The 13,627-nt window shown below is 66.0% G+C and carries 13 protein-coding genes; 1 reads left to right on the top strand and 12 read right to left on the bottom strand.

The window, feature by feature from the left end; genetic code table 11:
- The first annotated feature begins 75 nt into the window (after window positions 1-75).
- Window positions 76-948: a L,D-transpeptidase gene (locus G6N68_RS04820; protein WP_163708561.1), complete on the top strand. Its 873-nt coding sequence runs from the start codon at window positions 76-78 to the stop codon at window positions 946-948.
- Between the two features lie 41 nt (window positions 949-989).
- On the opposite strand, the gene G6N68_RS04815 is transcribed toward G6N68_RS04820, so the two are convergent.
- The 12 genes from G6N68_RS04815 to G6N68_RS04760 all read right to left on the bottom strand — a co-directional run bounded on the left by G6N68_RS04815 (window position 990) and on the right by G6N68_RS04760 (window position 13,546).
- Entirely contained in the window at window positions 990-1,499 is a 510-nt protein-coding gene (locus G6N68_RS04815; protein WP_163706406.1) for a hypothetical protein, read from the bottom strand.
- A gap of 566 nt (window positions 1,500-2,065) precedes the next feature.
- Entirely contained in the window at window positions 2,066-2,890 is an 825-nt protein-coding gene (locus G6N68_RS04810) for a hypothetical protein (protein WP_163708558.1), read from the bottom strand.
- 97 nt (window positions 2,891-2,987) lie between these two features.
- On the bottom strand, window positions 2,988-4,754 hold the full coding sequence (lpqB, locus tag G6N68_RS04805; RefSeq protein ID WP_371871537.1) for an MtrAB system accessory lipoprotein LpqB: 1,767 nt from the start codon (window positions 4,752-4,754) through the stop codon (window positions 2,988-2,990).
- On the bottom strand, window positions 4,754-6,466 hold the full coding sequence (gene mtrB, locus G6N68_RS04800) for an MtrAB system histidine kinase MtrB (protein ID WP_163708552.1): 1,713 nt from the start codon (window positions 6,464-6,466) through the stop codon (window positions 4,754-4,756). The genes lpqB and mtrB overlap by 1 nt, the downstream gene beginning before the upstream one ends.
- A gap of 37 nt (window positions 6,467-6,503) precedes the next feature.
- Complete coding sequence (gene mtrA / locus G6N68_RS04795; protein WP_055576516.1) at window positions 6,504-7,190, bottom strand: two-component system response regulator MtrA; 687 nt, start codon at window positions 7,188-7,190, stop codon at window positions 6,504-6,506.
- 82 nt (window positions 7,191-7,272) lie between these two features.
- Entirely contained in the window at window positions 7,273-7,914 is a 642-nt protein-coding gene (locus tag G6N68_RS04790) for a dTMP kinase (protein ID WP_163708549.1), read from the bottom strand.
- Window positions 7,915-8,041: 127 nt separating this feature from the next.
- Window positions 8,042-9,520: an adenosylhomocysteinase gene (ahcY, locus tag G6N68_RS04785; protein ID WP_163708546.1), complete on the bottom strand. Its 1,479-nt coding sequence runs from the start codon at window positions 9,518-9,520 to the stop codon at window positions 8,042-8,044.
- Window positions 9,521-9,655: 135 nt separating this feature from the next.
- Window positions 9,656-10,261: a TetR family transcriptional regulator AlkX gene (gene alkX / locus G6N68_RS04780; RefSeq protein WP_371871536.1), complete on the bottom strand. Its 606-nt coding sequence runs from the start codon at window positions 10,259-10,261 to the stop codon at window positions 9,656-9,658.
- A gap of 17 nt (window positions 10,262-10,278) precedes the next feature.
- Window positions 10,279-10,461 (bottom strand): rubredoxin, encoded by a 183-nt coding sequence (locus tag G6N68_RS04775; protein WP_163708539.1) that lies wholly within the window; start codon window positions 10,459-10,461, stop codon window positions 10,279-10,281.
- Window positions 10,458-10,646 (bottom strand): rubredoxin, encoded by a 189-nt coding sequence (locus tag G6N68_RS04770; protein ID WP_163708537.1) that lies wholly within the window; start codon window positions 10,644-10,646, stop codon window positions 10,458-10,460. Before G6N68_RS04770 ends, G6N68_RS04775 begins: the two co-directional genes overlap by 4 nt.
- Window positions 10,643-11,902 (bottom strand): alkane 1-monooxygenase, encoded by a 1,260-nt coding sequence (locus tag G6N68_RS04765; RefSeq protein WP_163708535.1) that lies wholly within the window; start codon window positions 11,900-11,902, stop codon window positions 10,643-10,645. The genes G6N68_RS04770 and G6N68_RS04765 overlap by 4 nt, the downstream gene beginning before the upstream one ends.
- A gap of 120 nt (window positions 11,903-12,022) precedes the next feature.
- Complete coding sequence (locus G6N68_RS04760; RefSeq protein ID WP_163708533.1) at window positions 12,023-13,546, bottom strand: APC family permease; 1,524 nt, start codon at window positions 13,544-13,546, stop codon at window positions 12,023-12,025.
- Between the last annotated feature and the right edge of the window lie 81 nt (window positions 13,547-13,627).

The following is a 13,627-nucleotide window of genomic DNA, read 5'->3' as shown; positions in this document are numbered from 1 at the left end:
TTCATTCGTGATACCGCCCGTACGCTCAACCATCGATGCGGTCAATCCAGAAACGGAAAGGGTGTTGAGGGAGTCATGCGGGCGGCGATTCGATCTCTGGTAGTCGTGATCGGCGTCGCCTCAGCACTTATCGCAGACCGCGCCGACGTCGTGCTCACGGCGTCTCGTACAGCGACTGACTACCCGCCCATCGCCGCAATTGCACCGGCGCGCGGCTCGGTGGTGGGTGTCGCGCATCCGGTCATCGTGACCTTCGCCGGCTCCGTCGCCAATCGCCAGGCGGCCGAGCGCTCACTGGCCATCCACTCGGTCCCGGCGATGACCGGCAGCTACGAGTGGCTTGACAACAACGTCGTGCAGTGGGTGCCCAACCGCTACTGGCCGGCGCACCGCGCGGTGGCGCTGTCGGTCGGCGGGATGCGCACCGACTTCAAGACGGGCCCGAAAGTCGTTGGCGTCGCTGACATCTCAAATCACACGTTCACCGTCACTATCGACGGAGACGACTCTCAACCACCTCCTCCCCTGCCCGCACCACACCATCGCCCGCACTTCGGCGAGTCCGGCGTGATGCCGGCGTCCATGGGTAGGCCGGAATTCCCGACGCCGGTGGGCACGTACCGAGTGCTGGCCAAGGACCGCTCAGTGGTCATGGATTCAAGCACCGTCGGCATTCCCGTCAACGACCCTGACGGTTATCGCATCACGGTGGACTATGCGGTCCGTTTCAGCAATAGCGGGCTCTACGTGCACTCGGCTCCTTGGGCAGTCCCATCACTGGGTTTGGAGAACGTCAGCCACGGCTGCATCAGCCTGGGCATCGCCGATGCCGAGTGGTACTTCGACACCGCCAACATCGGCGACCCCATCATCGTCAAGGAAGGAGTTCCCATCGATCAGCAGATCAAGGAAGCGGACCCAGTCAAGAAGGCTGACCCCGTTGCCTAGTGTCCTGCTGCTTAGTGCCCTGCTGCTTAGTGCCCTGCTGCTTAGTGCGGTGCCAGTGGCGCCGGGGCGCCGACGCAACCCGGCATCGCCCCCGAAGCTCCCGCCAAGACGGCCGGAATGGGCGGCGTCGGCTCGGGTGCCGGGCCTGGTAGCACGACCGGATCGCTGGCCAGTGACGGCCCACTAGTCGGCGCACCCTTGCCACTACCACCCGCAGCCGTTATCGGCACGCCAGCTGGGCCGGCTCCGCCGGCAGCGCCAGCGCCGGCGCCAGCCGGTACGACCGGAACAACGGGAACCGGCGGCACGACCGGCACAGGCGGTACGGGCGCGACGGGCACCACCGGCACCGGCCCGGGCAGCACCACCGGTGCTGCGGCGGCGCCGATTGGCCCCGCAGCGCCCATAGCCGGGCCGACGGCGCCGTAAGCACACGTCGGACCACCGGTGGGCAGCGGAGCGGCTGCCGCTAACGGAGCGCACGCCATCACAGCGCCGCACAACCCAGTGCCAACCATCATCCCAATGCTGCGTCGATCCGAGATCTTCAACGCCCGCTCCTTCATTCACTCGCCTACGCGATTCACTCGACAATCGGAACGGTATCTCTGCACCCGAATCCCTTTCTAGACCAGCGGAAATTGGTTGCCGAACCGATACTGTGTGCCAGCCACGTCGTGACTGCAGGGTTGTCGAACGGTGACTTGACGGGGTTTTAGGCCACTTTTCACGGGGTTGACACTGCCCCACCCCCGCGACCGTTGACACTGCGCTGAGGGCGGGGGTTACTCGCACTTCCTCGCCCAGGACGCAGAGTCAACACCAAAGCCCCACGCGCGGGTGTTGAGACTGCGCTGAGTGCGGGGGTTACTCGCACTTCCTCGCCCAGGACGCAGAGTCAACGCATGGCGGCGGCGGGCGGGGTGGCAGCGGGTGTTGAGACTGCGCTGAGGGCGGGAGTTACTCGCACTTCCTCGCCCAGGACGCAGAGTCAACACATGGCGGCGGCGGGCGGGGTGGCAGCGGGTGTTGAGACTGCGCTGAGGGCGGGGGTTACTCGCACTTCCTCGCCCAGGACGCAAAGTCAACGCCAAAGCCCCCCGCCCAGGACGCAGAGTCAACCCCAGAGCGACGACGGCCAGGTGAAACTGAGCGCGCCTTGGCTCAACCGGGTGATCAGGTTCTCCAAGTGTTTGAGCGGAAACTCGGTTCGCCACTCCGGCAGGACGGCGGATACCTGCAAGGTGTCCGCCCCAAGGCTGACGTCGGTGATCAGCAAGCCGTGCGGCAGTTCAGGCAGCGGCACCTGGTAGGCCGGTAACCGGGCCGGCAACGTCCAGCGCCGCTTCCCGACGACCACCGCCAGCGGCCGCAACCACAAGTTGCTCCCCACCACGTCGACGTCGACTTCCACGCCGCCCCAACGGGGTTGACGAGCCCAGCGCAGGCGGGCGGTCCCATCCTCGCGCAACTCCCCCCGCAGTCGCGGCGCCGCCAACCGCAGCGCTTCATCGAAGGTGTTGGCGGGCACCGCCGACGACAGTTGAACCGGCGCCGCGACCACCATCGGCGGCATGCCCGGTCGAATGTGGACATTTTGCAGGACCGCGACGGCACGCTGCAGGTGGTGGTTATCCCATCTGATGTTGCACGCCGCCACCCGCACCTCACCGAGCTGACCGATGGCCAAGCCTTGTGGTTCCAGCTCCGATGCCAACTCCGTCACCGTCAGCTGCACGTCGCGGTCGCCCATCCGGACCGTGACTTCCGTGCCGATGAGCAACTGCTGCAACGTCACGAACAACGTGCGGTAGGGCACCTTGGCCGCCTGAGCTGCGCCGTCGCTCACCGACTGCAAACCGCTCGACGACCACAACGACCCAAGGAAATCCAATGCGCGCAACGGGTCATCCCACCGCAACCGGGGAACTTTCGGCGACATGCCAAGCGCCTCCTCAAATGCGAGAGTAGCCCGACGCGCCAGGCTCACACTAGGAAAGTTCGGCTGCACCGACGATGACGGTGCTGTGTCAGCCGCGTTATCCCGGCAACACCGGCGCGGCCCCGGGCACCATCAGCCCGGGTACCTCCAACCAGCCCTGCTGGCCCTCGGCCGCCGACGCCGAATACATCAGCACCCCTTGGGGTCCCGCGACGTACACGGTCGACGGGTTGGCCGCGATCGCGAACAGCGGAATCTGCAAGTTGTGCGACGGAGCATCGGAATTGACCCCGTCGAGGTTGACGTAGGACACCGGATGGGTGGCGTCGTTACGGGTCACCACGATGTCGTCACCAGTACGCCAGTACAACGACACCACCGATGTGCCCAACCCGAATCCCAGCCGGCGCGGATAGGTCAACGCGAACTGGCCGGCCTGAGTCTGTTCCACCCCCGCGAGAATCACCTGGCCCTCGATGACCATCGCGGCCCGCGTCCCGTCACGGGACAGCTGCAGCTCGCTGATCGCCCCCGGGAAACGGGCAGTCACCGCGGTGGAATCCACCGGAATCCGCGCGGGTTGTCCCGACGCGGGTTCCTGTATCGCGCGCAGGACGTTGTTCGTGTCCACCACGACCCACACCGCGTCGTCCAGCGACCAACTGGGCCGCGACAGATTGTGCCCGTCCGCGGATTGCGCCGCCTCGCCGCCAAGATCGCCGATCCACAACGACGCGGCCATGTCCGGGGCACCGCGTCGCAGCGTCACCACCGACGCCACCTGCCGCCCATTGCGTGACAACGCGGCGGCGGTCTGGTCGCCCATGTGCCCGAACGCTCCAGGCACGGGGGCGATGTGCTGCCCGTCCAGCCCGACCAGCGACCCGCCGACCAGCGCGTGCAGCCCGGCACCCGCGCCGTCGGCCACGCCGGGGTCGGTTGCGGCGACGTCCGAGGTGTTCCATCCCTGCGCGAACCTGTCGTCAAGCGGGGCGCCGTCGGCGTTGATGACGTACGGTCCTCTGATATCGGCCCGGGCCAACGTCCAAATGATCTGTGCGGCAAGGAGTTGTCTGCTGTGCGGGTCGGTGGTGGTCAGCTTTTCGAGTTCGATGCGCGCGCCGCCGTACCCCTTGCCGATGCCGTTCTTGCCGCCGTCGGCCCGAGTCACCGGACCCCGCAGCCGCAGCGGCGGCGAAAGCAGATTGCGTACCGTGTGCGCCATCTCGGGACGTTGACCGGCCAGCAACTTGGAGACGAGTTCGGTCGCCAGCTGGTCGTGATCGGACACCGCGACGTAGCGCGGATCGGGCACCACGGTCTTACCGGTGGGATCGGCGAAGTACAGCGTGTTGCGTTTGTAGGTGGCCTGGAACTGCTGCCAGTCCAGGAAGACACCGTTGGGCAGGCGGTCGATGCGCCAGCCGCCCGAGGTCTTGATCAACTCGATCGGTCCCGGGTCCGGCAGTTGGCCTTCGGCGGTCTCGAACACCCCCATGTCGGACAGCGAGCCGAGGATGTCCGCCCGCATGTTCGCCGTAACCTTTTCCGCGCCACGGGTTTCCACGAACACGACGTGGTCGATCAGCAGCGCGCTACCGCCGTCGTCCCAGGAATTAGAGGCCTTCTGGGTGAGGAACTGACGTGCCGCGAGGTGGCGGTTGGCCGGGTCGGCGGTGGCTTTGAGGAACTCGCGCAGCAGCACGTCGGGATCCATGCCGGGGGTCGGCTTGGGCAGGTTCGACGGCGCGGGCCGCTCCACGGTGCCAATGGCTTGCGGGGCCGACGAGCTGGGCACGCTGGCACACCCGGCGAGCAATAGCACCGTGGACATCAGCGCCAAGATGGCCCTTAGCCGCTTCATCATCCTCTCCAGTCGGCGTGCTCGCGCTGGCGTTGCCGCTCCGCGTGGTCCTGCGCACTGGGTTGCGACGACGGCGAGACCACCGGCTGGGGACCCGATTGCGGCGGTGCTGGGACCGGTTTCATGGGCAACGGGCTGGTGGTCACCTTGTGGCCGCGCACCAACGGCAGCGTGAGCCGGAAGCAGGCGCCCTCGCCGGGCTCGCCCCAGGCTTCCAGCCGGCCCTGGTGCAACCGCGCGTCCTCGACACTGATCGCCAAACCCAGTCCGGTGCCGCCGGAGCGACGCACCCGCGACGGGTCTGACCGCCAGAATCGGCTGAACACCAACTTCTCCTCGCCCGGCCGCAGCCCGACACCGAAGTCGCGCACGGTGACCGCGACGGTGTCCTCGTCGTAAGCCATCCGGATCTGCACCGGCTTGTGCTCGGCGTGGTCGATGGCGTTGGCGATCAGGTTGCGCAGGATGCGCTCGACCCGCCGCGGGTCGACCTCTGCGATCACCTCTTCCTCCGGCATGAAGACCTGCAACTCGATCTTGGCGTCCTCTGCCAGGTGGCCGACGTTACCCAGCGCGCTCTTGACCGTGGCGCGCAAATCGACTGCCTCGACGGACAATTCGGCCACACCGGCATCGTGCCGGGAAATCTCGAGCAGGTCGTTGAGCAGCGTCTCAAAGCGATCGAGCTCGTTCACCATCAGCTCGGTGGAGCGGCGCAGCGCCGGGTCCAGGTCGGCGCTGTGGTCGTAGATCAGGTCGGCAGCCATGCGCACGGTGGTCAACGGCGTGCGCAGTTCGTGGCTGACGTCGGAGGTGAAGCGGCGTTGCAGGTTGCCGAACTCCTCGAGCTGGGTGATCTGCCGCGACAGGCTCTCGGCCATGTCGTTGAACGACACCGCGAGTCGGGCCATGTCGTCTTCACCGCGCACCGGCATGCGTTCGGACAGATGCCCCTCGGCGAACCGCTCGGCGATCCGCGACGCCGACCGCACCGGGTTCACCACCTGACGCGACACCAGCAGCGCGATCCCGGCCAGCAGGACCAGCAGCACCAGACCGCCGGTGGCCATGGTGCCGCGCACCAGCGTGATGGTGGCCTGTTCGTTGGCCAGCGGGAAGATCAGGTACAGCTCCAGGTTGGCCACCTGCGACGACGTCGGGCTGCCGACGATCAGCGCGGGACCGTCGAAGCCCTCGGTTCGCACCGTCGCGTACTGGTAGGCGGCCTGCCCGGCCTTGACGAACCCGCGCAGTGCATTGGGAACCTGGTCGACGGGCCCGGCGCTGGACGCCGCGCGGGGACCGTCACCCGGCACCATCAGCACCGCGTCGAAGGCACCGGCCAGGCCGGCGCCGGAGGCGGGATCTGTTTTCGACGTCAGCGTATTGCGCGCGAGCTGCAGGCTGCTGTCCAGCGAGCGGGTCTCTTCACCGTTGACGATGCCGCTCACGGTGTTGCGCGCCCGCTCGATCTGGTCGATCGCGGCCCGCACTTTGACGTCGAGGACCCGGTTGGTGACCTGGCTGGTCAGCACGAAGCCGAGGGCGAGGATGACCGCCAACGACATCCCAAGGGTTAGCGCGACGACTCGCAATTGCAGCGAGCGGCGCCAAGCAACACTAACGATGCGACTTAACGCACCCAGACCCCGCGTCATGGGCCCGGAACGCCCCCAACGACTGCGTGTTCGTCGCCGCGAGCCCCAGATCACCGGCGCCTTTCTGCACTAACGCCGGAAACCCCGGATATCACGGAGGTCCGGCCTTGTATCCCACTCCTCGAACGGTCAGAACCACAGTCGGGTTCTCGGGGTCTTTTTCGACCTTGGCCCGCAGACGCTGGACGTGCACGTTCACCAGGCGGGTGTCCGCCGGGTGCCGGTATCCCCACACCTGTTCGAGCAGCACATCACGAGTAAACACCTGGCGCGGTTTGCGCGCCAACGCGACGAGCAGGTCGAACTCCAACGGCGTCAGCGAGATCTGCTCGCCGTTGCGGGTGACCTTGTGCGCCGGCACGTCAATGTCGACATCGGCGATCGACAGCATCTCGGCCGGTTCGTCGTCGTTCCGGCGCAGCCGGGCACGCACCCGCGCGACCAGCTCCTTCGGCTTGAACGGCTTCATGATGTAGTCGTCGGCGCCCGACTCCAGGCCCAGCACCACATCCACGGTGTCGGTCTTGGCGGTCAGCATCACGATCGGAACACCGGAATCGGCGCGCAAGACTCGGCACACGTCGATGCCGTTCATGCCGGGCAACATCAGGTCCAACAGCACCAGATCGGGGCGCAGCTCGCGCACCGCGGTCAGGGCCTGGGTACCGTCACCGATGACCGCAGTGTCGAAACCCTCCCCACGAAGCACGATGGTGAGCATCTCGGCGAGCGAAGCGTCGTCATCGACGACCAAAATCCTTTGCCTCATGCTGTCCATGGTGTCATCAGTTCGGGACAAATCTGGGCTATCCCACGGGCGTTTCTTGGTTGATAAGGCCAAATCCATAACAAATCGGCATCTAACTGCCCGAAACGCCCGCCAATCGGGCCGCCAGACCCTTCGGATCGACGTCCGCGTCGACCACCAGCCAACGTCCGCCCCACCCGGCGTCGGCCAGTTCTCGGTACACCTCACCGGTGCGCAGCTGCAGTCCGTCGTCGCGCTCGTAGCTGTCGCGCGCACGACCCGGGTCGCTTTCGGCGCGGCTACGCGCCCGTTGCTTGGCCAACTCGACCGGGACGGCCAGCAGCACCTGCCAGTCCGGCGCGGGCAGACCCAGACGCTGGTATTCCATCTGCTGCACCCACGACACCGCCTCCCCCGTCATGTTCTGATGCAGACGGGCGGCGCTGTAGGCGGCGTTGGAGGCAACGTAGCGGTCCAGGATCACCACGTCGTAGTCGCGCTGCAACCGCACGATCTCCTCGACCGCGCCGGCCCGGTCCAGCGCGAACAGCATGGCCATCGCATACACCGACGTGGCGAGGTCACCGTGCTGGCCATGCAGCGCCTCCGCGGCGACGTCAGCCGTCACGGATCTGCCGTAGCGCGGGAACGCGAGCGTCGTGACGGACTTGCCGGCCGCCTCGAAGGCGGCCTTCAACCCCTCGGTCAACGTCCGCTTACCCGAACCGTCGACCCCTTCGATGGCGATCAGCACCGGGCGAGCCTATCGAGGGGTTCGAACGTCACGCTGACGTGACACTCGGCGCCCAGCGCCACGCTGACGTGACGCTCGGCGGCGAGGCTGAATCAGCCGGCGAGGCTGGATCAGTAGCGAGGCTGGATCAGTAGCGGTAGTGGTCGGGCTTGTAGGGGCCCTCGACGTCGACACCGAGGTATTCGGCCTGGTCCTTGGTCAGCTTGGTCAGCTTGCCGCCGAGCGCCTCGACGTGGATGCGGGCCACCTTCTCGTCGAGGTGCTTGGGCAGCCGGTACACCTCGTTGTCGTACTCGTCGTTCTTCGTCCACAACTCGATCTGGGCGATCGTCTGGTTGGCGAAGCTGTTGCTCATCACGAACGACGGGTGCCCGGTGGCGTTGCCCAGGTTCAGCAGCCGGCCCTCGGACAGCACGATGATCGAGCGACCGGTGTCGTTGAAGGTCCACAGGTCGACCTGCGGCTTGATGTTGGTGCGGGTGGCCCCGGAACGCTCCAGCGCGGCGATGTCGATCTCGTTGTCGAAGTGGCCGATGTTGCCCAGGATGGCGTGGTCCTTCATCGCCTTCATGTGCTCCAGCGTGATGATGTCCTTGTTACCGGTGGCGGTCACGACGATGTCCGCATCGGCGATGGCCTCCTCGACCGTCACCACGTCGAAGCCCTCCATCAGGGCCTGCAACGCGTTGATCGGGTCGATCTCGGTGACGCTCACGCGCGCGCCCTGGCCCTTCGCGGCCTCCGCGCAGCCCTTGCCGACGTCACCGTAACCGCAGATCAGGACGTTCTTGCCGCCGATCAGCGCGTCGGTGCCCCGGTTGATGCCGTCGATCAGCGAGTGCCGGGTGCCGTACTTGTTGTCGAACTTGGACTTGGTGACCGAGTCGTTGACGTTGATCGCCGGGAAAGCCAGGTCGCCCGCAGCGGCGAACTGGTACAAGCGCAGCACGCCGGTGGTGGTCTCCTCGGTGACGCCCTTGACGGACCCGGCGATCTTGGTCCACTTGCCCTTGTCGGTCTCGAAGCGCTTGCGCAGCAGGTTCAGGAAGACCTTCCACTCGGCCGGGTCGTCGTCCTCGGCGGGCGGCACCACGCCTGCCTTCTCGTACTGCATGCCGCGCAGCACCAGCATGGTGGCGTCACCGCCGTCGTCCAGGATCATGTTGGCCGGCTTGTCCGGGTCCGGCCAGGTGAGCATCTGCTCGGCGCACCACCAGTACTCCTCGAGCGTCTCACCCTTCCATGCGAACACCGGGACGCCCTTGGGCTCCTCGGGGGTGCCGTACGGCCCGACCACGACGGCGGCCGCCGCGTGGTCCTGGGTGGAGAAGATGTTGCAGGACGCCCAGCGCACCTCGGCGCCGAGCGCGACGAGGGTCTCGATCAGCACCGCGGTCTGCACGGTCATGTGCAGCGAACCCGAGATCCGGGCACCCTTCAGCGGTTGCACGTCGGCGTACTCACGCCGCAGCGACATCAGTCCGGGCATCTCGTGCTCGGCGATCCGCAGTTCCTTACGACCGAATTCCGCCAACGACAGATCGGCAATCTTGAAGTCGATGCCATTCCGAACATCTGCGGTTAGCGAATTTTCGAGCGTGGTCATAGCGTGTTTTCCTTACTCAAGGGGGCTAACTCCGGGCTCGTGAAAGAGCCGGGCGGCTACTTTAGCCGAGGTCTCGTCCTCCGCCCACTGTAGCCGCCCGGCCCTAGGCCCCCTGGTCAGGGGACTGTCTGATTTCTACGGAACGATGTTCACCCCGTGCCGCTCGGCAAACGGGGTCAGCAGCCGGGCCAGGTCCGCCGCCACGTCGTGGTCGGCTTCCGGTGGCATCGACACATAGCTCAGGCAGATCCGAACGATCGCCCGCGACAACACGTTGGCGTCATCATCGCTGGTGGCAACCCAGGTTTGGGTGAATGCCGTAGCCAGTCGCTCCGAAGCACGGTTGATGATCGGCGCGCTGTCGGTGGTGATCAGTTGCAGCAGATCGGGCTTGGCGACGCCGGTCAGCAACGAGACCACCAGTGGGTCCGCGGCCGTCTCTGTGAAGAAGGTGCGGAAACCCTGCAGGAACGATTGGTAGATGTTCCCGACGTTGGCCTCCAGCGACGCGTGGACCGCGTCGACCAAGCGGTCGGCCAGTCGCAAGGCGTAGCCCTGCGCCAGACCCTGGCGGGAGCCGAACTCGTTGTAGATGGTCTGCCGGCTGATGCCCGCGGCACGGGCGACGTCAGACAGGGTGATCGCAGACCAGTCCCGGGTCAGCAGCAGATCCCGCATCGCATCCAGGACCGAGTCACGGAGCAGGGCACGTGACGCTTCGGCGTAGGGAATGCGCTTCACAGGCGCGACAATAGTGCTCAACTCCGTGCCACCTCCACCATCGCGAAGTCGCCTTTTCCCGCGCCGCAGTCCGGGCAGCTCCAATCCTCGGGGATGTCGGCCCAGCGGGTCCCGGGAGGTATGCCGTCTTCAGGCCAGCCCAGCGCCTCGTCGTACTCAAAGCCGCACTGGACGCATTGGAAGAGTTTGTAGTCGCTCACTTGTTTCCTCCTATCCTTTCGAAATCTGGCTTTTCGCGGACGGCGCAGTCCGGACAGGTCCAGTCTTCGGGAATCTCATCCCAGCCCGTGCCGGCTGGAAAGCCTTCTCTCGGATCGCCTTTGGCCTCGTCGTAGACGTAGTCGCAGACCGGGCACTGATAGGCGTTGCTCGTCTTCTGGGTCACGCGGCAACCTCCTGGCCGCCTTCCTGGGCGCCGTACTTGGCGAGCAGCTTCTTGCGCAACCGGGGGTGCACATTGACCTTGGTGATGTCGCCGTCGTAGTGCTCGAGCACCCGGTGGTCCATCACCTTGCGCCACAGTGGCGGGAAGTAGGTCAGCGAGATCATCGATGCGTACCCACTGGGCAGGTTGGGCGCGCCCTCCATGCTGCGCAGCGTCTGGTAGCGCCGGGTGGGGTTGGCGTGGTGGTCGCTGTGCCGCTGCAGGTGGTACAGGAACAGGTTGGTGACGATGTGGTCGGAGTTCCAGCTGTGCACCGGGGCGCAGCGCTCGTAGCGGCCGTTAGCGTTCTGCTGCCGCAGCAGTCCGTAGTGCTCGAGGTAGTTGACCGCTTCCAGCAGGCAGAACCCGAAAACCGCCTGGATGATGATGAACGGGATCAGGCCGACGCCGAACACGGCGATCAGCGCACCCCACAGCACCACTGACATGGCGAAGGCGTTGAGCACGTCGTTGCCCAGGTAGGTGCGGGGGTCCCACGGGCTGCGGCCCGTCCGACGGATGCGCTGCGCTTCGAGGTGGAACGCAGAGCGCGCGCTGCCGATCACGGTGCGGGGCAGAAACTCCCAGAAGGTCTCGCCGAAGCGGGCCGACGCGGGGTCCTCGGGCGTGGAGACGCGCACGTGGTGGCCGCGGTTGTGCTCGACGTAGAAGTGGCCGTAGCAGGTCTGCGCCAGGGTGATCTTGGACAGCCAGCGCTCCAGCGACTCCTTCTTGTGGCCCATCTCGTGGGCGGTGTTGATGCCGACGCCACCGAGCACGCCGACCGAGAGCGCCAGACCGATCTTGCCCAGCCAGCCCAGACCGCCCTCAAAGCCCAGCCAGCTGAGGTTCGGCGCGGTGAACAGATACGCGCCCAGGATCACGCTGGCGTACTGGAACGGGATGTAGATGTAGGTGCAGTAGCGGTAGTACTTGTCGTTCTCCAGCCGCTCCATCACCTCGTCGGGCGGGTTCTGCCCGTCGGGACCGAACCGCAGGTCAAGCAACGGCAACAGGATGTAGACCAGGAACGGCCCGATCCACAGCGGCACCTGCGCCGCGGTGTGCCACCCGAGCTGATTGATGCCCCAGACGACGGGCAGCATCACGAACAGCGCCGTGGGCGCGACCAGGCCCATCAGCCACAGGTGGCGCTTCTTGTCGCGCCACTCTGCCGCCGGTACCTCCGGCGAGTCGGATCTGAATTGTGTGGTCATATGCCAAACCTCCTTGTGAGTCACACCACTCTCGGAAGTTGACAATATCGACTATCCCGTCTCCTGTCTAGACACAGAGAGGTATTTTGTACACGAAGTGGCCAAATTTTCTTCTGGTGTCTACGAAGTGTCCTCCGAGTCCACTTTTGTCGAGGTCGTCGAACGGGTGCCGGCAACGCGGCGCCCCAGCACCGAGTGGCGATGCCCGTAGCCGGCGTAGATCGCGGTGCCCAGCAGCAGCCAGACGGCGAACCGGACCCAGGTCAGAGCGGTCAGGTTGAGCATCAGCCATAGGCAGGCGGCCACCGAGGCGATGGGCAGCAGCGGCACCCCCGGCGCTTTGAACCCGCGTTCCAGGTCCGGCCGGGTCCGACGCAGCACGATCACGCCGGCCGACACCAGCACGAAAGCGAACAGCGTGCCGACGTTGACCATCTCCTCGAGCTTGTCGATGGGGAACACCGACGCCGTCGCCGCGATCACCACCGCAACCAGCACGGTGATGCGCACCGGCGTGCCCCGCCGGCCGGTCTTGGCCAGCCATCTCGGCAGCAAGCCGTCGCGGGACATGGCGAACAGCACCCGGCACTGACCCAGCATCAGCACCATCACCACGGTGGTCAGGCCGGCCAGCGCGCCGATCGAGATGATGTCGCTGGCCCAGTCGATGCCGTTCGCCTTGAACGCGGTGGCCAGGTTGGCCGAATGACCGTCGACGGTCTTGAGTTCGGTGTAGGACACCATCCCGGACAGCACGATCGACACCGCCACGTAAAGCACGGTGACCACGCCGAGCGAGGCGAGGATTCCGCGCGGGACATTGCGCTGCGGTTCCTTGGTCTCCTCCGCCATGGTGGCCACGATGTCGAAACCGATGAACGCGAAGAACACGATCGACGCGCCGGCCAGCACGCCGTACCAGCCGTAGTGGCTGCTTCCGGCGCCGGTCAGCATCGACAACACCGACTGGTCGAGGCCACCGCCCTCGCTGCCGCCGATCTCGGGTTCGGGAATGAACGGCCGGTAGTTCGACGCCTTGACGTAGAACGCGCCCACGACCACGACCAGGATGACCACCGACACCTTGATCGTGGTGACCACCGCGGAGAACCGCGACGACAACTTGGTGCCCAACGCCAACAACACCGCAACCAGGGTGATGATCAGCAGCGCACCCCAGTCGAGGTTCCATGCGAAGTCGAAGGACCTGAAATGTGCGGTGGCTCCGGCAAATCCGAATACCGTGCCCAGGTAGCTCGACCACCCCTTGGCGACGACGGCGGCGCCGATGGCCAGCTCCAGGACCAGATTCCAGCCGATGACCCAGGCCAGGAATTCGCCGAAGGTGGCGTAGGAGAAGGTGTAGGCGCTGCCCGCCACCGGCAGCGTTGAGGCGAATTCGGCATAGCAAAGCGCAGCGAGCGCACACGTCGCCGCCGCGATGAGGAACGAGACCCAGATCGCCGGGCCGGTGATATCCCCGGTGGTCGATGCCGTCACGGTGAAGATGCCCGCCCCGATCACCACCGAGACACCGAAAACCACCAGGTCCCGCCAGGTGAGGTCTTTGCGCAGGCGAGTGCCCGGTTCGTCGGTGTCGGCGATCGATTGCTCGACTGACTTCATGCGCCAACGACCGGCCATGTCACCCACCCCTATTCGTCTGTGTCGCGCTGTGATCCGGAGGTTACTGGGTACCCTGCGGAAATGGAGGGGGACTTGCAG

It is taken from the genome of Mycobacterium bourgelatii (assembly GCF_010723575.1).
Lineage (GTDB): Bacteria > Actinomycetota > Actinomycetes > Mycobacteriales > Mycobacteriaceae > Mycobacterium > Mycobacterium bourgelatii.
Note: the sequence above shows the minus strand (reverse complement) of the source record. Positions and strands in the feature narration are given on the sequence as shown.